The 21,357-nt window shown below is 32.4% G+C and carries 20 protein-coding genes; 17 read left to right on the forward strand and 3 right to left on the reverse strand.

What is annotated here, in order from left to right:
• Positions 1 to 463 precede the first annotated feature (463 nt).
• The 7 genes from B5D16_RS08655 (at position 464) to B5D16_RS08685 (ending at position 6,635) form a co-directional block, all read left to right on the forward strand.
• Complete coding sequence (locus tag B5D16_RS08655; RefSeq protein WP_078766590.1) at positions 464 to 1,216, forward strand: ABC transporter ATP-binding protein; 753 nt, start codon at positions 464 to 466, stop codon at positions 1,214 to 1,216.
• A gap of 117 nt (positions 1,217 to 1,333) precedes the next feature.
• Positions 1,334 to 2,392: an ABC transporter permease gene (locus tag B5D16_RS08660; protein ID WP_159444350.1), complete on the forward strand. Its 1,059-nt coding sequence runs from the start codon at positions 1,334 to 1,336 to the stop codon at positions 2,390 to 2,392.
• On the forward strand, positions 2,389 to 3,657 hold the full coding sequence (locus B5D16_RS08665) for an ABC transporter permease (RefSeq protein ID WP_078766592.1): 1,269 nt from the start codon (positions 2,389 to 2,391) through the stop codon (positions 3,655 to 3,657). Before B5D16_RS08660 ends, B5D16_RS08665 begins: the two co-directional genes overlap by 4 nt.
• 4 nt (positions 3,658 to 3,661) lie before the next feature.
• Positions 3,662 to 4,804, forward strand: a complete 1,143-nt coding sequence (locus tag B5D16_RS08670) for a sensor histidine kinase (RefSeq protein WP_078766593.1) — start codon at positions 3,662 to 3,664, stop codon at positions 4,802 to 4,804.
• A gap of 1 nt (position 4,805) precedes the next feature.
• Positions 4,806 to 5,450, forward strand: a complete 645-nt coding sequence (locus B5D16_RS08675; RefSeq protein WP_078766594.1) for a response regulator — start codon at positions 4,806 to 4,808, stop codon at positions 5,448 to 5,450.
• Positions 5,451 to 5,498: 48 nt separating this feature from the next.
• Positions 5,499 to 5,930, forward strand: a complete 432-nt coding sequence (locus tag B5D16_RS08680; protein ID WP_078766595.1) for a hypothetical protein — start codon at positions 5,499 to 5,501, stop codon at positions 5,928 to 5,930.
• An 84-nt stretch (positions 5,931 to 6,014) separates the two neighbouring features.
• Complete coding sequence (locus B5D16_RS08685; protein WP_078766596.1) at positions 6,015 to 6,635, forward strand: DUF4867 family protein; 621 nt, start codon at positions 6,015 to 6,017, stop codon at positions 6,633 to 6,635.
• 332 nt (positions 6,636 to 6,967) lie between these two features.
• Here B5D16_RS08685 and B5D16_RS08690 read toward each other — a convergent pair whose 3' ends face one another.
• A complete protein-coding gene (locus B5D16_RS08690) occupies positions 6,968 to 8,071 on the reverse strand; it encodes a D-alanyl-D-alanine carboxypeptidase family protein (protein ID WP_078766597.1) in 1,104 nt (367 codons plus the stop codon).
• A 227-nt stretch (positions 8,072 to 8,298) separates the two neighbouring features.
• On the opposite strand from B5D16_RS08690, the gene B5D16_RS08695 reads away from it, so the two are divergent.
• Together B5D16_RS08695 and B5D16_RS08700 are read left to right on the forward strand one after the other, a co-directional pair.
• On the forward strand, positions 8,299 to 8,817 hold the full coding sequence (locus B5D16_RS08695) for an RNA polymerase sigma factor (protein WP_143405085.1): 519 nt from the start codon (positions 8,299 to 8,301) through the stop codon (positions 8,815 to 8,817).
• On the forward strand, positions 8,807 to 9,955 hold the full coding sequence (locus tag B5D16_RS08700; protein WP_078766598.1) for a hypothetical protein: 1,149 nt from the start codon (positions 8,807 to 8,809) through the stop codon (positions 9,953 to 9,955). Before B5D16_RS08695 ends, B5D16_RS08700 begins: the two co-directional genes overlap by 11 nt.
• 31 nt (positions 9,956 to 9,986) lie before the next feature.
• Here the strand turns inward: B5D16_RS08700 and B5D16_RS08705 are convergent, their stop codons facing one another.
• Positions 9,987 to 10,220, reverse strand: a complete 234-nt coding sequence (locus tag B5D16_RS08705) for a hypothetical protein (protein ID WP_078766599.1) — start codon at positions 10,218 to 10,220, stop codon at positions 9,987 to 9,989.
• 226 nt (positions 10,221 to 10,446) lie between these two features.
• On the opposite strand from B5D16_RS08705, the gene B5D16_RS08710 reads away from it, so the two are divergent.
• Both B5D16_RS08710 and B5D16_RS08715 read left to right on the forward strand, forming a co-directional pair.
• Positions 10,447 to 10,962 carry an RNA polymerase sigma factor gene (locus B5D16_RS08710; RefSeq protein WP_159444351.1) on the forward strand — a complete coding sequence of 172 codons (516 nt, stop codon included), beginning with the start codon at positions 10,447 to 10,449 and terminating at the stop codon, positions 10,960 to 10,962.
• Positions 10,952 to 12,124: a hypothetical protein gene (locus tag B5D16_RS08715; RefSeq protein WP_078766601.1), complete on the forward strand. Its 1,173-nt coding sequence runs from the start codon at positions 10,952 to 10,954 to the stop codon at positions 12,122 to 12,124. Before B5D16_RS08710 ends, B5D16_RS08715 begins: the two co-directional genes overlap by 11 nt.
• Before the next feature lie 78 nt (positions 12,125 to 12,202).
• On the opposite strand, the gene B5D16_RS08720 is transcribed toward B5D16_RS08715, so the two are convergent.
• A complete protein-coding gene (locus B5D16_RS08720; RefSeq protein ID WP_200803971.1) occupies positions 12,203 to 13,321 on the reverse strand; it encodes an aminopeptidase in 1,119 nt (372 codons plus the stop codon).
• 210 nt (positions 13,322 to 13,531) lie between these two features.
• Between B5D16_RS08720 and B5D16_RS08725 the strand changes: the two genes are divergently transcribed.
• From B5D16_RS08725 to B5D16_RS08750, 6 genes are all read left to right on the forward strand, one after another.
• Positions 13,532 to 14,278: a hypothetical protein gene (locus B5D16_RS08725; RefSeq protein WP_078766603.1), complete on the forward strand. Its 747-nt coding sequence runs from the start codon at positions 13,532 to 13,534 to the stop codon at positions 14,276 to 14,278.
• Positions 14,279 to 14,379: 101 nt separating this feature from the next.
• Entirely contained in the window at positions 14,380 to 15,774 is a 1,395-nt protein-coding gene (locus tag B5D16_RS08730) for an MATE family efflux transporter (RefSeq protein WP_242943023.1), read from the forward strand.
• Between the two features lie 48 nt (positions 15,775 to 15,822).
• Positions 15,823 to 16,851 carry an N-acetylmuramoyl-L-alanine amidase family protein gene (locus tag B5D16_RS08735; RefSeq protein ID WP_078766605.1) on the forward strand — a complete coding sequence of 343 codons (1,029 nt, stop codon included), beginning with the start codon at positions 15,823 to 15,825 and terminating at the stop codon, positions 16,849 to 16,851.
• Positions 16,852 to 16,860: 9 nt separating this feature from the next.
• The gene (gene asnS / locus B5D16_RS08740; protein ID WP_078766606.1) at positions 16,861 to 18,288 is read left to right on the forward strand and encodes an asparagine--tRNA ligase; all 1,428 of its coding nucleotides are present in this window, start codon (positions 16,861 to 16,863) and stop codon (positions 18,286 to 18,288) included.
• Between the two features lie 79 nt (positions 18,289 to 18,367).
• Positions 18,368 to 19,432, forward strand: coding sequence for a metallophosphoesterase family protein (locus tag B5D16_RS08745; RefSeq protein ID WP_078766607.1), 1,065 nt, complete (start codon positions 18,368 to 18,370; stop codon positions 19,430 to 19,432).
• Positions 19,429 to 21,354, forward strand: a complete 1,926-nt coding sequence (locus tag B5D16_RS08750) for an ATP-binding protein (RefSeq protein WP_159444352.1) — start codon at positions 19,429 to 19,431, stop codon at positions 21,352 to 21,354. The genes B5D16_RS08745 and B5D16_RS08750 overlap by 4 nt, the downstream gene beginning before the upstream one ends.
• Positions 21,355 to 21,357 lie beyond the last annotated feature (3 nt).

Below are 21,357 nucleotides of genomic sequence, written 5' to 3' on the forward strand. Positions count from 1 at the left end.
TTTTTTATGACTAAAGTCATATTCTAAATATTTCTTTTCTCACTACAACCCTCCACTTGCATTCTGTATAATCATACTATAAGATAATTCATTCCGTCGTGCCAAAGCGAATTTTATATTTTCTAAATCGGACCATCGTGGGTCTCTACACTTGGCGAGTGAATATTGGTTGGTTATTAATTATATTGTTTGGCGTAACGCGAAGCTTTATGTAGTGAAAATATATGTAATGCATGAATGCTTGCATTCAAATGCATTGGCATATATTTTCGCTATGTAATGTTTAACATTATACCAAATAATATAATTGATAACATTACAACCAATAATTGCGAGCTTAGTGTAGCTAGGGGGGCCGCGCTGTGCGAGAACAGTGTCCGAGATAGACAATATAAATTCGCATGGCACGACGGAATGAACGGAACAGTTCAGTATGATTATACAGAATACAAGTGGAGGATTTATGGGAATAATTTTAAGAACGAAAGATTTAACAAAGAAATATGATGATAAGACAGTTGTTGATAACTTGAATTTAGAGATTAATGAAGGTGAGATATTTGGGTTGCTTGGACCAAATGGAGCAGGTAAGAGTACAACTATGAATATGATTTGTAATTTGATTAGGCCGACGTTGGGCAGTGTTGAAATCATGGGTAAGGATTTAAAGAAAAATAAGAAAGAGCTTATTAGTAAGCTTGGTTATATTCCACAGGAACTTGCAATACATGAAAATTTAAAGGCTTGGGAGAATGTTGAGCTTTTCACCTCGCTTTATAAGATTAAGGGAAGTGATCTAAAAAAGAGAATAGATGAATCACTTGATTATGTTGGATTATCTGAAAGAAAGAATGATTATGCTAAGAACTTTTCAGGGGGGATGAAGAGAAGACTTAATATAGCTTGTGCAATTGGTCATCATCCAGATCTTTTGATTTTCGATGAACCTACAGTTGGTATTGATCCTCAGTCTAGAAACTTTATTCTTGATAAGATTAAGGAATCAAATAAAAAAGGAGCAACTGTTATTTATACAAGTCATTACATGGAAGAAGTAGAGGCAATTTGTGATAGGATTGCCATTATGGATAATGGTAAGTTGATTGCGATAGGTACAAGTGAGGAACTAAAAAAATTAGTTGTAGATGATATTGATTCAATTACATTAGAAGAAGTATTTTTAACTCTTACAGGAAAGAAACTTAGAGACTATTAAGTTGGAGTATGGTAAGAAATTTATTTGATTATAAATAATTCATTAAAAGATTAAGTTTATTAAGATATAGAGAGGTTTAGAATGATTAGGTATCTTATAAAAAATAATTTTAAATTGATGGGGCGAAACATAGTAAATATACTTTTGTTTATATTTGCTCCAATTGCTGTAATGGCAATTTTGATAAGTGCGTTTTCGGGGCTCATGGATAAATATAAGAGTGTAGATAAATTTAAGATTGGCTATTCAATTGAAGAGGGAAGTATATTTGAAAGCCATATAGATAGTATCAATTCGATACTAAGTAAACAGGGCATAGATTGTGTAAAGATTGATACTGATAATCCAAAAGAGTGTATTGATAATAATGGTTTTGGTGGATATGTTGAATACAAAAAGGATATTTATAAAATTCATTTAAGTGATGATAAAAAAGTTGAGGGTAAGACTTTTGAATACATAATATCTGCATATGTTGAAAATATGGGATTAGCTATGTTTTCTAATATATCTGATGATAAAGTCCAGGATATGGATTTTGAATTTACTGAAAGTCATCCAGATCATATGCCTGAAGTTAGTTCAACTGATTATTATGGAATTATCTGGATCATATATTTTAGCTGGTGTTCAATTCTTTGTCTTACAGGAGTTTATAATAGTGAGAAAAAACATGATTTGGTAAAAAAATACAGAGTATCAAATCTTAATGAATTACAAATTTTTCTGTCAAGATATATACCAAGCGTTGTAATCATATGTTTATGCTTAGTAATATCAATGTTTCTTTCAACGTTTGCACTTGGAGTTCACTGGGGAGTGTTACCACTATCATTACTAATAGTAATTTTTTCATCACTTGCTGCTTTAGCATTTGGTATTATGGTACATACTATATTTGATAGTATGGTCACAACTATTATTATAGTTTTTGGTTGTGTTTGGTTTATGGGATTTTATGGTGGTACTTTTGAAACTTATATGTATCAAAATGTTCCAAATAATATTCATCTTCTGTCGCCGTTATATCACGTAAATAGGGCAACAGTTGAATTATCGGTGCTTGGACATAGTGACTATGTAATAAGTGCAATCGCATACACATTACTAATTACATTTTTATGTTCAGTCGTTGCAGTATTCGCTGGAATTATAAGAAAGAGAGGTAGAGCATGATTTCAATTATTAAATCCACATTAAAGGTTATTTTGAGAAATAAAGTTTTTTGGTTTTTCTTAATTATTGCGCCCTTTGTTTCAACATTAATTCTAAATGTTAAACAGACCTATACTGCTTTTTATGATAAGGATAGACGAGAAATAGTAGAACTTGAGGATATGAAAGATAAGGTCGCTTATAATGGTAGCAATGGAGAGTATCTAGTTAAAGTATATGATGCATCAGATAGTAAGATTTCTGAATATGTTTTAAATCGTCTTAAGGATAGTGGAACATTTAAAATATGTAGATATAAGGATAAGAATGTAAATATTGATACAGTTAATAGACTTATAGATTCAAGTGATTATTTAGACAGAATGGGTACAGTTCTTTTCCTTGATAATGATTTTGCAGCAAATGCTTTATCTGGCAATACCAAGGATGCAATTAAGTTGTTTATAATGACTGATGATAAAAGAGGTAATCTTTTCAAGAATGAACTTAAGAATATATTTGCTGATATGGAAAGAGCTAAGGAAAGTGCAAGTATTCTTGATATGGAATTAAGTGAAGATAGTATCATTTCAGTACTAACTCATAGAGATGAAAGTATTCCAAAAAAAGAAATAGTTTCATATGTTGGTAAGAATGAAAGAGAACTTACACAGGAACAGTCAAGCATGAGAGCACAATGTGGTTATGCATTTGCTTTTATGACTCTTGGATTTGTATTTGCTGGAATTTTGGTTTCGCATACTGCTATTAGAGAACAGAAAAATAGAGTGTTTACAAGAATTAAACTTACAACTACATCGGAGGCTGAATATTTTATAGCGAAGTTTATTGTAAGTGCACTAACTTCGGTTATGCTTACAGGTGTTATGGCAATTTCAATGTTTGCATTAGGTACAGAGTCAATGGGAATTAGTAGAATTAAGGTATTATTCATGATTCTTCTTATAGGACTAATATTTAGCACATTAAGTCTTATGCTTGGTGTGGTTTCAGGCAATATTATGACAGCTAATATTTTAGCATTCCTAGTGTGGAATGTTACAGCTTTACTTTCTGGATTGTATTTTCCTCTTAAAGATACAACGAAGGCTATTAAGGCAGCTTCTAACATAATGCCACAAAAGTGGTTTTTAGAGGGAACCGAGATGTTTTTAGTTAATGACAACAAGGTCTATATTATGTTATTATGTATTACAGTGGCATATTTAATTGTTATTATAAGTGTGGGAAGCTTAGGACTTAAGTTGGTTAAAGAGGAAGTATAGATAGATGAGAGAAGGCACTAGAAATAATTACTTTATAATAGTTCGAATCATAATGATGGTTATGTTTTCGTTAGGTGGGTTTTTAAATACGGACAGAGATAGAAAAGTAGGAGTATTAGCATTAATACTCCTGCTTGTTTCGCTTTTTATGGCTTGTATATGTTTAAAAGAATTCTTTACGGTGTCAATTCAAAAGATTATATTGATAATTCCAGCAATTATTTTGGCTTTATTATTTTATATAGAAGGTAAGAGTTTTATCTTTTTAGGAGTATTCCTTATATGTGAGTATTTGTTTTTGTTTAAGGCAAAGATTATTTACTTTGTTTTGCCATATATTATGCTATACGCAAATGCTGAGTTTGATATGTTTTTTGCATTTGTTGTAATATCTTTGATTGATTTGTGCTACATACAGGAGATGTATGTGGTAAGTTACTATAGAAATCGTACCATTGAGGATGTAAAGCTTGAGCAGAGTCTTAAGAGGGATATGACCATTAAGGAAGAAGCTGCTAAGGATGAACTTAAGAAAAGTATGCTTATGGCAGAAAACCAAATACTTGAGGAGCGTGCGCATCTTTCACAGACTTTGCATGATAAGTTAGGACATAACATTAATGGTTCTATTTATCAGCTTGAAGCTAGTAAACTTATTATGGAGAAGGATCCTGAAAAGGCTAGGTCCATGACCCAGGGAGTTATTGATCAATTAAGAACTGGTATGGATGAGATAAGAAGTATCCTTCGTAAGGAGCGTCCAAAGAAGAAGGAACTTGCGATTATACAGTTGTATAAATTATGTGATGATTGCAATAACAAGGGTGTTGTTACTGAACTTGAAACAGAGGGTAACATAGACGATATACCTGATTATCTTTGGGAAGTTATTTTGGATAATGCATTTGAGGCGGTGTCAAATGCTATGAAGTACGCGCAGTGTAAGAACATTAAAATAAATATTAATGCGATGAATAAGATGGTACGATGTCAGATTAAGGATGATGGTATCGGTTGTAAGAATATAGAAGATGGTATGGGGCTTTCAGGTATGAGACAACGAATAAGAGCAATTGGTGGAACCATAAGCTTTGAAAGTGACGCGGGATTCGTAGTAAACATGCTTATGCCAATTAGAAGGGAGTAATATGGAAAAGATTAAAGTTATAATTGCAGATGATAGTGATTTTGTTAGAGATGGAATGAAGATTATATTAGATGTTGATGATGATTTTGAAGTTATAGGATGTGCTTCTAATGGAAAGGAAGCAATAGAACTTGCAAAAGAAAATCAACCAGATGTATTTTTGATGGATATTCAGATGCCGGTTATGGATGGAATTGAGGCAACTAAAATAATAGTTGAAGAGAATCTTGGTAAGGTTTTAATTCTTACAACATTTGATGATGATGAACTTGTTAAGCAGGCCCTTAATAATGGAGCTAAGGGTTATTTGATTAAGAATCATACACCGGAGCATTTAAAGTCCATGATTAAATCGGTTTATAGTGGAACCGGTGTTATGGAAGAAAAAATCCTTGAGTCTCTTGCAAATATGGATACTGCAATTAAGCGTGGAAGTATGCATGAGCAGTTTGACAGTTCGCAGTATAGTGAGAGAGAACTTGAGATTATTAGAGAAGTGGCAGAGGGACTTTCAAATAAGGAAATTGCTGCTAAGCTTTTTATATCCGAAGGTACGGTAAAGAACTACATTACGTCAATTCTTTCAAAGGAAGGGTTGTCGCATAGAACTGCACTTGCGGTTTATTATCTTACAGGGAAAAAATAGAGTGATAAAATTGAAACAGGTTTTTACATTTTGGAAAGGAGGTAGATTATGGGATTATTAGATAGAATTAATGAAGTAAAGAATAACGTGAACGCTGTTACTCTTTTAGAAAAGCATGATCAAGGTCTATTAAATGATGCTGATTTTCTACGTGATTTTGGGAAAGAAACAATTTATTACTCAACACCATTTGGTGATCATAAGGACGGTGATAAGAGATTATTCCTTATGCCGGGACCTGATAACACGGGATATTTTCCAGTTTTTACTACGGAGGAAGATGCAAAGGTACATTTTGAACTTGTTGGTCGTGTAGGATATGTATTGATGAATGCAACATTTCATGATGTGCTATTGACAGTTAAACAATCTAATGAGGGAGAAGCTCCTGTGAAGATGGGCGTTCTTATTGATCCTGCTCGTTTTAAGGTTACTGTTGACGTTGCAAATTTAGACGATGTTATAATAATGACTGAGTGAGAAAAGGTAGAAAATTATTCTTTTATGTAGTATCATATAGTTATGTATTTTAGTACAAAATCAATGTAACGGAGGAAAGAAAAAATGAAGATTTACAGTGTAAATGATCCTGAATTTGCTGAGTACGGAAAAGTATTAACAGGATATGACACAACAGAATTAGTTAAAGCTATGGAAGCTGTGGAGATGCCAGCAGAAGGTGTTAATTATGAACCATGGATTGATTCACTTGAAGCTTGCGCAATTTTTAAAGAGTTTGAAAATAATGCATATGGTGGAATGCCAATCGAACTTGGTATGTGCTGGGGATATAACAAGGCACTTAACTGTCTTGAATATCATAGAAGTAGCGAGTTTAATATTGGTGCAACAGATTTCGTATTACTTCTTGCTAAGCAGGATAAAATTATCGATGGTAAATTAGATACTAAAGATGTTGTAGCATTTAGAGCACCTAAGGGCGCAGTTGTAGAAGTATATGCAACATCACTTCATTATGCACCATGTCAGGTAGAAGATGGCGGATTTAGAGTAGCTGTTATCTTGCCTAGAGAAACAAACACAGATTATAGACCAGCCAAAGTAGTTGATTTTGAAGATAAATTACTTTGGGCTAGAAATAAGTGGTTAATTGCTCATCCAGATTCAGCAGAAGCTAGTCAGGGCGCATATGTGGGAATCACAGGTGAAAATACAACTATTTAGTGATACTGTTTACAAATGAAAATAAATGGCTATAGTAAGCTCGCTTACATATAGCCATTTATTTTTATTTGTATGGAGTCACTTGATAGATAGTTTGTGGTCGCCCAAAAACCATGAGGAAATTGCTGCGAAGCAGCGGTAGAGCATCGAAGATGCGTAATTTCCGAATGAGAATCAAGTGACGAAAACAGTATTTTATAATTTAAATTTTGTAGATAGTCACTTAACGAATATGAGGAAATTGTTGCGAAGCAACAGTAGAGCATCGAAGATGCGGACATTCCGAATAAGTTAAGTGACGTGAACAGTATTTTATACTGCATTTTGCATGATTAATACTGGAATCCAATATCTAATAACTTATTAGTTTCGCTCCATCTGCTTTCAGTATCACCACCTAAAATAACACTTACAAGATGAGTATTATTGTTATGAGCTGATGATACGAAACACATGCCTGCATCGTCTGTTGTGCCAGTCTTAAGTCCGTCTACATTTGGATTGTAATATTCTGTTTCTTTATCCATTAATTCGTTTGTGCTAATCCATGTTTTATCAAGTGATTCACAATGATATGTAGTTTTATTACAAATCTCGCTAATTGTTTTATTCTGCTTTGCACATACACAAATCTTTGCAAGATCAATTGCTGTAACACGCTGGTGTTTATCGTCGTATCCGTCAGGTGTTGAGAATTTTGCAGTTTCACATCCCATAATTCTTACATTAATATTCATAAAGTTAATAAATGTGCTGATGTATTTAACAGCGTCTTTTTCCGAGTAATTATATGTATCTGGAAGTAAGTATTTTCCATCCAATTTGTTTTCATTAAATGGGATATATGTATTATTATAAATGTACATACCAGCGTAACAAGCAAGGGTATAAGCAGCATCATTACCTGATTTGATTAAAAGTCCGTGAAGTAAGTCATTAACTGTTACCATATCTCCCTTCTTGATTCCGCATACACTTGAATCACGAGCAATGAAATCTCTTTCACATCCAACCTTAAGTGGTGTATCTAAATCTAAAAACTCAAGAGCAGTAATTGCTGTAAGTAATTTTGTTGTGCTTGCAGGTGCTCTATCTGCTAATGCATTCTGCGCATAGATTATTTCCATTTTATCTGTATCTACTAAGATTCCTGATGAAGCCTCTAATAATCCATGATTTTTTGTATATTCGTTTTCAAATGATTCTTGATTACTTCTGTAGTCAGCTTCGTTTGTAAAATTGATTTTTTCAAGATATTTATAGTATTTGCTGTTTAAGTCCTTATCAGATACCAATTTAGTTTCTTTTAAGATTTCTTTAAACTTTGATTTACTGTATGCGTCCTGTTTATATTTTTCAACATAAGATGTACAGTTAATACAACTACATAGTATTGTGGTAATTAATCCTTTTGTAATGATTTGCTTTAATATCATTTCTTTTCCCTCCAAAGTTTTATAAATTTTTCATGTTGTTTAAATATTTCACTTTGTTTGCTTTACAGTTATAATTATACGTATGTAAAGTTACACATAAGTTACTAACAAAAATTTTTTGAAAAAATTTGAAAAAATTATTTTTTCAAATGTCACAATTGGGGTGGGCGTGGTGTGTTATATAGTATAGGAACGAACGCGGGAATTCTAAATGTGAAGGAGTAGATATGGGAATGGATAGTAATAATGTGAATTTAGAGAAAGCCATTTCTGATTATGGTAAGGCTATTTATAGAAATTGTTTGCTTATGTTAAAGAATAAGGAAGATGCGGAAGATGTCTTCCAGGAAGTCTTCTATAAGTATATGGTTTCTAAAAAAGAGTTCGAATCAGAAGAACATAAAAAGGCGTGGCTTTTTAAAGTTTGTCAAAACAAGTGCATTAATTTCATACGATTTCACAAAAGACACGTACACATACCATTTGAAGAAATAGAGTACGGTATTAGTAATGCAAAAGATGATGCATATTTTGAGGACAGAGAAGAGTTGCTCGAAATTTACAATTTAAGTTATAAGCTTAAAAGCGTTGTGTTACTCTTTTATGTTGATGGTTATAGTACGGATGAAATTGCAAAAATATTAGGCATCTCAGCAAATGCAGTAAGAAAAAGATTGCAAAGAGCAAGAGAAGAACTAAAGATGCAGATTGAAGAACATAAAGGAGATGTTATTTATGAGTATTAAGAATAATGGACATAATGAACTGTTAGTTAATATAAATATTCCTGAAGGTTTAAGTGAAAAAGTGATTGAAAATTGTAGTACTAAGGGACGTACACCAGTGTTTTATCCTAAGAAGGTTGCATTTGCTGCAGTGTTTTTGTTAACACTTAGTCTTGGTGGAATTGGCGTTAAGGCTGGTCTTGACACAATGCATGAAAGAGTTAGTAGTATGGATAAGAAGGAAAAAGCTCAGTATGAATCCTTTAGAGAGGATAATGATAATCGTGAGTTTGATGAAAACATTGGAGATGTTGCAGTTGTATTCAGCAGAGATTTGACTAGAGCTGAAGCTATTATGCAAGAAAAGCTTACTGACGAATATAGAAATGGTAAGTTTCCTGAAGAATCCATTAGATTTGTTGATAATGAATCTGAAATAGGTGATAACGAGCTTGCAGTAGTAAGAGATATTAATAAAGTGGTTTTACCAGAATCTGAACTTACTGAGGAACAGATGCTTCAGTATGTTGATTTTATTAACAAGTATTACACATTAGCAAATGAGCATTATGCTGAAAATAGAGATGATTCAGAAGTAGTAGAAGAAACATTTTCTGGTGATTTTTCTGATGAAGCATTTAGAAATAAAATAAGAGATAAGGCTATTGCGAAATATAATGAAGCATTTGATGGAAACATTAATGTTGAAGATGGTTGGCGTTTACAGAATATAGAAGAAGCTGGTGGAGCATACTTTGTATTAATGTGGAAGGATGACGCTGAGGCTGAACTTGGAAGATTAGTTGAATACATTACAATTGATGCAGAAACAGGTAAGCTTTTAGGTGGATCTAAAGAGTATAAACTTGCAGATACTAAGGATTATACAGAGAGTGAAATAAAGAAAATTGCTGAAGAAGAAAAGAGCAATATGTTAGCATTTTTAGAGAAATACTTTGAAACAGATGAGTTTGTAAAATGCAAGTATAAGTTTATTAATGAATATGAGGATGGTTGTGAGTATAAGAGTAATACAGAACCAACTACATTTGACATGATTAAATATACTGTAAAATATAAGAATTCAAAGTACTATGTTGTGTATAACCCTACAAATAAGGAAATTGTAAATGTTGATAAGGATATTAGGGTAGAATAGGCATTGAAAAATGTTAAAAGATAAAAAGCGACTACTCAGGTGAAAGCCTGGGTGGTCGCTTTGCTATTTTTATTTTTTCAAGGTATTTATAGTATTTGCTGTTTAAGTCCTTATCAGATACCAATTTAGTTTCTTTTAAGATTTCTTTAAACTTTGATTTACTGTATGCGTCCTGTTTATATTTTTCAACATAAGATGTACAGTTAATACAACTACATAGTATTGTGGTAATTAATCCTTTTGTAATGATTTGCTTTAATATCATATTTGTTCCTCCGAATCCTCTTTATGAATTTTTCATGTTGTTTAAATATTTCACTTTGTTTGCTTTACAGTTATAATTATACATATGTAAAGTTACACATAAGTTACTTATAAATTTTTTTTGAAATTTTTTTAATATAGCAAATGTCACCTTTATTTAGTTAGGGGTGTATCTAGTATATAGAGATAAACGCGTTATCTTTTATTAAAGTTTAAGGAGTATGAGCATGGAAATGAATGAAAAGAACATGGACTTGGAAAGAGCCATAGATTTATATGGAAATGCTTTATATAGAAGTTGCTTTTTGATGATTAAGAATAAAGAGGATTCAGAAGATATCTTACAGGAAGTATTTTTTAAGTATATGACCAGAAAGAAAGAGTTTGCTTCTATAGAGCACGAGAAAGCATGGCTTTTTAAAGTTTGTCAGAATAAATGTAGGAATTTCCTGCGCTTTCACAAAAAACATGCATGTGTACCATTTGAGGAAGTTGAACAAAATATTGTTAGTAATAATTATGAAAGTGTAGAAGATAAAGAAGAATTAGAACAAATCTATAATTTGAGTTCAAAACTACAGAGTGTGGTGATACTCTATTATATTGAAGGCTATAACATAGAAGAGGTTTCTAAAATACTGGGAATATCGGTTTCAGCTACTAAGAAAAGGCTTCAAAGAGCCAGAGAAGAATTAAGGATTTTAATTGGTAATTCTAAGGAGGAACTTAAGTTTGAGTATTAAAGATAATGGTATTAATAAGCTTTTTGATAAGATTGAGATGCCTGAAGATGTTAAAAAAAATATATATAATAATTGTTCAAACCATAGTAGAGGATTACGAAGAAAGTATATGCTTAAGAAAGTAGCATTTGCTGCAGTATTCCTTGTTACGGTAACGATAGGAGGAGTTGGTGTTAAGGCAGGATTTGATAGTTATAAGGATAGAATGAAAAATATACCTAAGGAAGAAAGAGAGCATGTGGAAGATATATTTAATAATTCTAATGAGGGTGGCTTTTATGAGTCGTCAAGAGAATTTACTAGAGATGAGAGCGTAAGATATGAAGAACTTTGCCAAGAGTACGCGAGTGGTCGTTTCCCTAAAGAATCTTTGAGATATATTAAGAAGCAAATTGATCTCGGAATTCATTCAAAAGCTAATCCGAAGGATAGTGAGTATGGAAAGGATGAATTGGTATTTGTTGAAAAAGATAATTTCCTTCATTTACCAGAATCTGAAATGACTGATGAGCAAATGTTGCAGTTGATAGACTTTACAGAAAAATTATATACGGTTTCATCGGAGGAAATTGCTAAGAATATCGAAAATGAAACAGAAGAAAAAACAGAAGAAAAAACAGAAGAAGTTACTTATAATGAAAAGGAATTAGCTGCTATTGAAAAAGCCAGGGAGGTAATTAAGGACTTTTGTGGAGCAGATGTTTCAGAAAAAAATGGGTATGAAATAGATTGGCTTGATCAGGATGACCCGGTTAATGAAAATATTTATAGTATATGTTTTGATGATTACAATGGTGAAGGAATATATCAGGATTATTTTAGTCAGTATGTTATAGATATTGATACTATAACAGGTAAGGTGGATTCAATTGATCGACCATATGTCATTAAAGAGCATAAAGATTATAGCAAGGCTGAAATTGAAAAGTATGTTGATAAAGGCCTAAAAGAAGCTAGAAAAGTAATTAAGAAATATGCGATTGGTAAAAATGAAAAACAGTATAGGTATGAATTTTGTAATGAGTATTCTGAAGAAAGTAAAAAGTTTGATGTTATTTGTTACTGGTTTGAACTTGAAGATAGAGTATATACAGTAAAATATAATCCGTATGGTGGATATGTTGACAGTATATATAGACAAACTTATTGGAGAGAAGAATAGAAGTTTATGAGAAGAACATGAAAAAATTTAGAGTGGGAAAAGGCGCTGTGCAATGCACGGCGCCTTTTTCTATATATACTATATTAAATTCTCTGGATTTAAGCATTCAAGTTCTGGAATTACAAAGATTCCATTCTTTCTGATTAAAACATCGTCGAAGTAGATTTCTCCGCCACCCCATTCTTCTCTTTGGATAAGAACAAGATCCCAGTGGATTGCTGATGAGTTACCATTTGGAGCTTCATCGTAGCAGTTACCAGGTGTGAAATGTAAACTTCCACAGATTTTTTCATCGAATAAAATATCTTTCATAGGATTAAGAACATATGGGTTTACACCTATAGCGAATTCGCCAACATATCTTGCACCTTCGTCTGTGTTGAAGACTTCGTTGATTTTTTCAGTATCATTAGCTGTGGCATCAACAATCTTACCATTTTCAAATGTAAGCTTAATGTTATCGTATGTAAAGCCACCCCAGATAGATGGAGTGTTATAACTAATTGTTCCGTTAACTGAATCCTTAACTGGTGCTGTGTAAACTTCACCATCAGGAATATTCATGTTACCTGCACATGGTATTGCTGGAATATCTTTAATAGAGAAGTTAAGGTCTGTTCCGGGACCAACGATTCTGACCTTATCTGTTTTATTCATAAGGTCGATAAGTGGTTTCATGGCTTCACCCATCTTCGCATAGTCTAAAGTGCAAACATCAAAGTAGAAGTCCTCAAAGTTTTCAAGACTTGTATTTGAGAGCTGAGCCATGGCATTATCAGGATATCTAAGTACAACCCACTTTGTCTTTCTAACTCTGATGTCGTGATGAACAGGAACCTGATATAATCTTTCATAAAGTTTCATGTTCTCGGCAGGAACGTCTGATAGTTCTGCAACATTATCAGCACCCCTAATTCCAATGTAGCAATCCATTTCACTCATTTCAGCAGCATCAATTTTAGCCATTAACTTAATTTGTTCTTCGTTACAGTTAAGTAAAATCTCTCTAAGCGTTCTATTATCAGTATAATGAGCAAATGGAACACCGCCTGCTTTATACACTTCTTTAATTACAGCTCTTGCAAGATCGCCTGTTGCACTTCCGAAATGCTGTACATATACTTTTTCACCTGGCTTAACAGCCATAGAATAATTTACAAGATTGCTTGCTAATTTTATAATTCTTGGATCCATAATTTATCCTTCTTTCTTGTTGTTATTTTTCATGTTATAAATAATATCACAGACGGTTGGAATTAGCAATTGAAGGGATTGAATAAAAACTCAAAATGAAAGAATAGTCTCCTTAGTATTAAAATGATACTAAGTTTAGAAATTGTATTGACAAATAATGGTTATAATAATATAATCGTGCTCGTTGATAAAAAACAAGGAGAAATAGAGGATATGAAAAAAAGCATATATTTGATTATTACGTTGATTATTATTGGAGTAGGACTGTTTCTATGTAGAGGCATAATAAGTAATAAGAAAGAGGATTATTCTTTTGATATTACGGATATGAAAATAGGAACTAAAAATATATATGTTGAATACAATGTTGGAAAATCAATATATGAGAAAAATGCAGCTATTGAGAATTTGATCATATCTGACGGTGAAAAGAAACTTAATCTTGGTTCTTCTTCAATGGCGAAAACGGATAAGAAAAATTCATATATAGAATATTATTATTTACCTTCAAATTTTAATGATAAATCTGATGAAGAAATAACAGAAATTATAAATGGATTTGTTGGAAAAGAAATTGAAGTTGAAGCAAAGGTATTTGCTAAGAATAATAAGGAAGATATAAAGTGTAAAAAATCATTTAAAATAAATAAGCTGATGGAAGAAAAAATACAGGAAGTTAACACTCCATTCTCTGTGGATGATGATGTGGTTATATTAAAAAAGGCCATATTTGATGAGAAATACATTACACTTGAGGTGGAAGGAGAAAATGATATTGATACATTTATTCTCTTTGAATTAAAGGGGGATGATGGAAAAGTGCTTACATATTTAGGTGGAGATGATACAGAACAGAGATATGAGAATAAGAAAGAGCTAAAAACAATTAAAGTGGTTGCTTATAAAATGAATCAGGATGTAAAAGAAGATTCTATGGAAATTGAAATTCCAGTAAAATAAAAGTGATTATTATTAAAAACACCCAAATCCGAATCTTATCGGATTTGGGTGTTTTTTTGCCTGTTTTGTGTTAAAATAGAAGGGTACGAATAAAATTAGAAATGAAGAACGGAAAAATGGAAAAGAATAAGGAAGTAAGTGCAAATAATAAGGTGGATGTAGATAGTAGGAGAGATTTTCTTACTAAAACTCCGATACCGGAGCTTATAATTAAATTATCGATACCGACTATAATCAGTATGTTGGTTACAGCCCTTTATAATATGGCAGATACATATTTTGTTGGTAAGATTTCAACGCAGGCTACTGCATCAGTAGGCCTAGTGTTTTCGGTTATGGCAATTATTCAGGCCTTGGGTTTTTTCTGTGGACATGGTTCTGGAAACTTTATAGCTAGAATGCTTGGTGCAGGTAAAGTTAAAGAAGCTAATGAGATGGCTTCAACTGGATTTTGCATGGCGATGATATTCGGTATAGTTATTGCGGTTGTGGGAAATATTTTTATTAATCCACTTGCTAGTGCGATTGGTGCTACAAAGACAAGTATGGCTGATACAAAGGCGTATATGAGTATAATTCTTATAGGTGCTCCATTTATGATGTGTCAGTTTGTAATTAATAATCAATTACGTTTTCAGGGAAGAGCTGTTTATGCCATGGTAGGTCTTATGTGTGGTGCTGTGTTTAATGTTGGACTTGATCCACTTCTTATCTTAGTGTTTGACATGGGAGTAAGAGGAGCAGCAATAGCTACAATTACTGGACAGTTTATGAGTTTTTTGGTTCTTTTATTTATTAGTTTAAGAGGACAAACCATAAAGGTTAATATAAAGAATGTACGACTTAATGGATTCTACTTAAAGGAAATTACTAATGGTGGTGCTCCGTCACTTTTTCGTCAGGGACTTGCAGCGGCAGCTACTCTTTTACTTAACAAGTATGCAGGTAAGTATGGAAATGATGCAGCCATAGCTGGTATGTCAATTACGACTAGAGTTATGATGATGCTAGGCTCTGCAGTTATTGGTTTTGGACAGGGTTATCAACCAGTATGTTCATATAATTATGGAGCAAAGTTAAAGGATAGAGTAAGAGAAGGATATTTCTTCTGTGTTAAATATGGAACCATATTTTTAGTATTTGCTGGGGCTATATGTTTTATATTTGCACCAGATATTATATGGGCATTTAGAAAGGATGAAGAAGTTGTTGCGGTAGGTAAGGTGGCGCTTAGATTTCAGGCATGTGTACTTCCGTGTATGGCAACAACGGTTATTACTAATATGATGCTTCAATCCATGGGTAAGGGTATTAAAGCATCCATAACATCTTCAGCAAGAAGTGGTATATTTTTTATCCCTTTAATTTTGATTTTACCAAGAGTATTTGGTATAAGGGGTGTTGAGGTTACACAGACTATTGCTGATATACTTGCAATGGGAATCGCTATTCCATTTGCTGTATCTGAGTTAAGAAAGATGAAGAAGATGGAGTAGCGTTTGATATTAAGAGAGAATTTGTTGATTAGATAGTATGGGAATAAGATGAAGAATAAATATATAAAACAGGGTTTTGTTTGTATGCTGAGTGCTTTTTCTTTAATAGCTCTTTTAGGAGTGGTGAATATAAAAAGTAATTATAGGGTTAATGCGGATGAAACAACAGCATATAATAACGATAAAGATAAGACAAAAATTGATGGTAGTCTGAAAAATAAAAAACTGATTTTTACCAGAAAGCATAAGGAAGTTAAGTGTGGTAAACAGAGAGTTTTTAGAGTTAACTTAAATGGAGCTAAGTGGAAAGTTTCAGATAAGAAGATTGCTAAGATAAAAAAGATTGATGATAGAAGAATAGTTTTAACAGGTAAGAGATATGGTAAGGTTACACTTACTGTTAGGGTTAAGGGTAAGAAGATATCAACAAAAGTTAAGATTATGCCAAAGGCTATTGTTGGTATTGATGCAGGACATCAAAAAAATGCAAATTATGAGCTTGAACCTATTGGACCAGGAAGTAGTCAGAAGAAAATTAAGGTTGCTGGTGGTACAAGGGGAATAAGTACAGGAAAGTCAGAGGGTACACTTAACTTAGAAATTGCTCTTAAACTTAAGGAAAAACTTATAGATAAAGGTTATAAAGTTGTAATGGTGCGTGAAAAGGCTGAAGTTAATATTTCAAATAGTGAGCGCGCTAAAAAACTTAATAAAAAGTGTGATATATCCATTAGAATTCATGCTGATGGAAGCGATAATTCAACTATTAATGGAGTAAGTTTATTATATCCACCTGCTAGTAATCCATACATTGGAAATTTATCAGGTAAAAGCTATAAGCTTGCATCCTGTATACTTGAAAAGTATTGCGAGAAAACAGGTATTAAAAATAATGGACTTAAGGGTAGAAATGATTTGACAGGATTTAATTTTAGTACGATTCCTGTTGCGCTTATTGAAATGGGATATATGACTAATTATTCTGAAGATGAATTTATGAGTTCTTCTTCTGGTCAGAAGAAGATGGTTGATGGAATCGCCCTTGGTGTTGAAAAGTATTATGGATATGAAAAATAGGATTAGATTATGAAGATTACAGAGATTAAAGAATTATTTGATTTAAATGAAAGTGGAGATGCGAAAATTGATGAGTTTTCTGAAAGCATTACTGTAGGTGGGTGGATTCGTAGTATAAGGGATTCAAAAACATTTGGTTTTATTTCGATTAGTGATGGTACTTGTTTTAAAACTCTTCAGATTGTATATGATGATACGCTTCCAAATTTTAAGGATATTTCAAAACTTAATGTTGGTGCGGCTATTATAGTTAGTGGCAGATTGGTACTAACTCCAGGAGCTAAACAGCCTTTTGAAATTCAGGCTGACGAAGTAATGGTAGAAGGCAATAGTACTAGTGATTATCCGCTTCAAAAGAAAAGACATAGTTTTGAATACTTGCGTACGATTCCGCATTTACGTGCTAGAACTAATACATTTCAGGCTACATTTAGAGTCCGTTCTCTAATTGCTTATGCAATTCATAAGTTCTTTCAGGAGAGAGGCTTTGTATATGTGCATACGCCAATTATTACCGGAAGTGACTGTGAAGGTGCTGGTGAAATGTTTCAGGTTACAACACTTAATGTTGATGAACTTTTAAAAGGGAATAATAAGAGTGCTGAAGATGTTGAAAAGGAATTAAGTTATGAAGATGATTTCTTTGAAAAGAAAACATCACTTACTGTTTCGGGTCAGCTTGATGGTGAAACATATGCTCAGGCATTTAAAAAGATATATACTTTTGGTCCAACATTTAGAGCGGAGAATTCTAATACAACAAGGCATGCTGCTGAGTTTTGGATGATTGAACCTGAGATTTCATATGCTGATCTTGAAGATGATATGGAACTTGCAGAGGACATGATAAAGTATATTATTGAGTATGTTCTTGATAATGCTAAGGATGAGATGGAATTCTTTAATAGTTTTGTTGATAAGGGATTACTTGAAAGACTTAATCATGTTAAAGATTCTGATTTTGGCAGAGTTACATATACTGAGGCAATTGACATATTAAAAGAACATAATGATGAATTTACATATAAAGTTTCATGGGGCTGTGATTTACAAACAGAACATGAAAGATACTTAACGGAAACTGTTTTTAAGAAACCTATTTTTGTTACTGATTATCCAAAGGATATAAAGGCATTTTATATGAAACTTAATGATGATGAAAAGACTGTAGCTGCTATGGATTGTCTTGTTCCTGGAATTGGTGAAATTATAGGTGGAAGCCAGAGAGAAGATGATTATGATAAACTTATTAAACGAATGAAAGAGTTGGGGCTTGATGAAAATGAATATAAGTTTTATTTAGATCTTCGTAAGTATGGAAGTACTCGTCATGCTGGCTTTGGACTTGGATTTGAAAGATGTGTTATGTATCTAACAGGTATGTCAAATATTAGAGATGTTATTCCATATCCAAGAACAGTTGGAAGTTTAGTATAGAGGCTTAGTAGTAAATTAATACTAAGTATTATTATAAATTGTTTTGAATATTTTAAGATAAAATTTGGAAGGAGAAGTTATGAAGTTTATACATACAGCGGATATTCATCTTGGTGCAACTCCGGATTCGAATATGCCTTGGGGCGAAAGCAGAGCTTCTGAAATATGGGGCACTTTTAAAAAACTTATTAGTGTTGTAAAACAGGAAAAACCAGAGTTGTTTTTAATAGCAGGTGATCTTTTTCATAGACAACCAAAAGTATCAGAATTAAAGGAAGTAAACTACTTGTTTGAGTGTGTAGCACCAACAAGAGTTGTGCTTATAGCAGGTAATCATGATCCTGTTTCGGATGCTTCTAATTATAATAATTTTCAATGGGCAGATAATGTATTCTTTTTATCAGATAGTGAAATGCAGATTTGTTCCTTTGAAGATTTAGGTGTGGATGTTTATGGTATGTCATATCATAAAAAGATAATAAAAGAACCTGTATATGATAATATTGTTCCAATGAATAAAAGTAAAATAAATATTTTGCTTGCTCATGGTGGTGATGAAGCACATATTCCTATGAATATGAACATGATTATGCTTAACGGATTTAGTTATGTAGCGTGTGGACATATTCATATTCCATATTTACAAAGCGAAGCAAGATATGCATATCCAGGAAGCTTAGAACCTATCGATAAGAATGATAAAGGTAAGCGTGGATATATTAAAGGTGAGATTACTTCAGAAGAGCGTATGATTACTTTCGTACCATTTGCTAAGAGGAGTTATGAGGACATAGAAATTGACATTGCTTCTAATATGACGAATTCTGAAGTGGTTAATATGATTAAACAGGCTATTATTGAAGGTGGGGAGAACAATATTTTCCACGTTACAATTAAAGGATTTAGAGATGCTGACATTAATTTTGATAAGACTGAAATTAGTCTTCTTGGTAATGTCATTTCAGTTAATGATTTATCTGAGCCTGATTTTGATTTTGAAAAACTTTATGAGCAGAATAAGGATAATATGATTGGTATGTTCATTGAGAGATTTGGTGATAGAACTAATCTTGATGAACTTCATAAAAAAGCACTTTATTATGGAACTAGCGCATTGCTTTCGGCTATGGAGGTAAGAAGTTGATTATTAAGGAGATTAATATTACCAACTTTGGTAAGTTTAAGGATAAAACAATTAATTTTGAAAAGGGTATGAATATAATTTATGGCGAGAATGAAGCTGGAAAAACAACTATTCATACTTTTATTAGAGGAATGCTTTTTGGTATTGAAAAAACAAGAGGCAGAAGTAGTGATAATGATGCATACACTAAGTATGAACCTTGGGATAATCCCGCTGTTTATGCAGGTAGTATGATTATAGAGTCTAAAGGCGTTAATTATCGTATTGAAAGAAATTTCAATAAGGATTATAAATCTGTAGATGTAATTAATATTGATGAAGGTAGGACACTTTCAACTGATGAAATTAATGCACTTTTTGAAGGATTCGATGAAAATTGTTACTACAATACTATAAGTGTAAGTCAGCTTGGTGGAGCTACTGATAAGGAACTTGAATTAATATTAAAAAATTATGCAGCTAATCTTGGCGCAACTAAAACCACAGAACTTGATGTTAAGGCAGCAATGGAGAAACTTAACAATAAGAAAAAAGAAATTAGAAATTCTTTTGCCGGTGAAAGTGAAGTGGCACTTAAGAGCAATTTAAAATCCATGAGTGAAGAAATGGATGCGCTTTTAGTTGAGGAGAATAATGTTGAAAAGAATATCTCAAGAAATAAAGATAGACTTTATGTGGCTAATGATAAATATAATAGATTAAAGTCTGCTCAAAGTGAGTATGATGAAAATGCACTTGTAAAAAAAGGTCAGCTTGATGTACTTAAGTCTCAACATGATACTATGCAGATGGAAATTGATAATTTAAGAAATGAAAAAGAAGAACTTAAAGAAAAACGTTATGCATTAATGGATAAGTTAGAGGATGTTGATGTTAGGGACCCAGAAGAAGTTGATGAGCTAATTGCAAGAATCAAAAAACAAAAAGCTCTTCCAAGTTTATTTGGCATATTCTTAATGATGGTTTCTTTAGTTGGTGGAATTATATTCTTTGTTTCATATGCTATTGATTTTGTATTACCATATTTACCAGATTTTGAAACGTACCTGCTATGCGGCGGTGTATGTGGTGGTGTCTTTGTATTCAGCTTAGGTCTTTGTATTGGTTCAATTATAAAAAAAGGTAGATACAAAAAGAAAGAAATTACTAGACTTAATGGTCTTAGAGAGACAGTTTCAGAAATTAGTAATTTGAAAAAAGCCATTGATGAAAATGACGAGCGCATGCAGAAGATGTCAAAGAGATTATTTGATGTTAATAAAGATATTAATGAACAGGATGAAAATAAACTTGAGACTGTTGATAATGCAAAAGACATTGAACAGCTTGCAAGAGAAATGGATGATTTAAAAGAGCTTATTTCTAAGGATGAATGGAATCTTGAACACAATAGAGAAAAATATGAGCAATTATCAGCTGATAAGAGTCTTTTATTAGAAAGACTAGATAGATTTAAAGTTAATACATTAGAAGCAGATGCAGCTGATCTTGCACTTAAGACTATTGAGGATATTGCTAAGGAAGTAAGAGATAACTTTGGTAATAAACTTAATGAAGAAGCTTCAAGATATATGAGCAGTATTACAGAAGGTAAGTATGATAAAATAGTTATTGATGATAAACTTAATATTAGTATTAACAGTCCTAACAGACTTCTTAAGAGTTCTCATTTAAGTAAGGGTACGTTAGAACAGATTTACTTAAGCTTGCGTCTTGCAGCAGCGGATATTTTGTTTGGTGATGATACAAAGCCAATTTTGATGGATGATGCATTTGCTATGTATGATAACAAGCGTATGGGACGTGCTCTTGAGTTTTTAAATGAAAATCTTGATCAGGTTATTATCTTCTCTTGTCATACCAGAGAAAAAGTTATGGCAGATAAGTTAGGATTAGAATATAATCTAATAAAATTAGGATAATTA

Source organism: Eubacterium uniforme (assembly GCF_900167115.1).
GTDB classification, from domain to species: Bacteria; Bacillota; Clostridia; order Lachnospirales; family Lachnospiraceae; genus Eubacterium_S; species Eubacterium_S uniforme.

Excerpts from the sequence above, each read along its gene's own strand:
- B5D16_RS08655 (WP_078766590.1), top strand. The coding sequence starts at position 464 with ATGGGAATAATTTTAAGAACGAAAGATTTAACAAAGAAATATGATGAT.
- B5D16_RS08660 (WP_159444350.1), top strand. The coding sequence starts at position 1,334 with ATGGGGCGAAACATAGTAAATATACTTTTGTTTATATTTGCTCCAATT.
- B5D16_RS08665 (WP_078766592.1), top strand. The coding sequence starts at position 2,389 with ATGATTTCAATTATTAAATCCACATTAAAGGTTATTTTGAGAAATAAA.
- B5D16_RS08670 (WP_078766593.1), top strand. The coding sequence starts at position 3,662 with ATGAGAGAAGGCACTAGAAATAATTACTTTATAATAGTTCGAATCATA.
- B5D16_RS08675 (WP_078766594.1), top strand. The coding sequence starts at position 4,806 with ATGGAAAAGATTAAAGTTATAATTGCAGATGATAGTGATTTTGTTAGA.
- B5D16_RS08680 (WP_078766595.1), top strand. The coding sequence starts at position 5,499 with ATGGGATTATTAGATAGAATTAATGAAGTAAAGAATAACGTGAACGCT.
- B5D16_RS08685 (WP_078766596.1), top strand. The coding sequence starts at position 6,015 with ATGAAGATTTACAGTGTAAATGATCCTGAATTTGCTGAGTACGGAAAA.
- B5D16_RS08690 (WP_078766597.1), bottom strand. The coding sequence starts at position 8,071 with ATGATATTAAAGCAAATCATTACAAAAGGATTAATTACCACAATACTA.
- B5D16_RS08695 (WP_143405085.1), top strand. The coding sequence starts at position 8,299 with ATGGGAATGGATAGTAATAATGTGAATTTAGAGAAAGCCATTTCTGAT.
- B5D16_RS08700 (WP_078766598.1), top strand. The coding sequence starts at position 8,807 with ATGAGTATTAAGAATAATGGACATAATGAACTGTTAGTTAATATAAAT.
- B5D16_RS08705 (WP_078766599.1), bottom strand. The coding sequence starts at position 10,220 with ATGATATTAAAGCAAATCATTACAAAAGGATTAATTACCACAATACTA.
- B5D16_RS08710 (WP_159444351.1), top strand. The coding sequence starts at position 10,447 with ATGGAAATGAATGAAAAGAACATGGACTTGGAAAGAGCCATAGATTTA.
- B5D16_RS08725 (WP_078766603.1), top strand. The coding sequence starts at position 13,532 with ATGAAAAAAAGCATATATTTGATTATTACGTTGATTATTATTGGAGTA.
- B5D16_RS08730 (WP_242943023.1), top strand. The coding sequence starts at position 14,380 with ATGAAGAACGGAAAAATGGAAAAGAATAAGGAAGTAAGTGCAAATAAT.
- B5D16_RS08735 (WP_078766605.1), top strand. The coding sequence starts at position 15,823 with ATGAAGAATAAATATATAAAACAGGGTTTTGTTTGTATGCTGAGTGCT.
- asnS (WP_078766606.1), top strand. The coding sequence starts at position 16,861 with ATGAAGATTACAGAGATTAAAGAATTATTTGATTTAAATGAAAGTGGA.
- B5D16_RS08745 (WP_078766607.1), top strand. The coding sequence starts at position 18,368 with ATGAAGTTTATACATACAGCGGATATTCATCTTGGTGCAACTCCGGAT.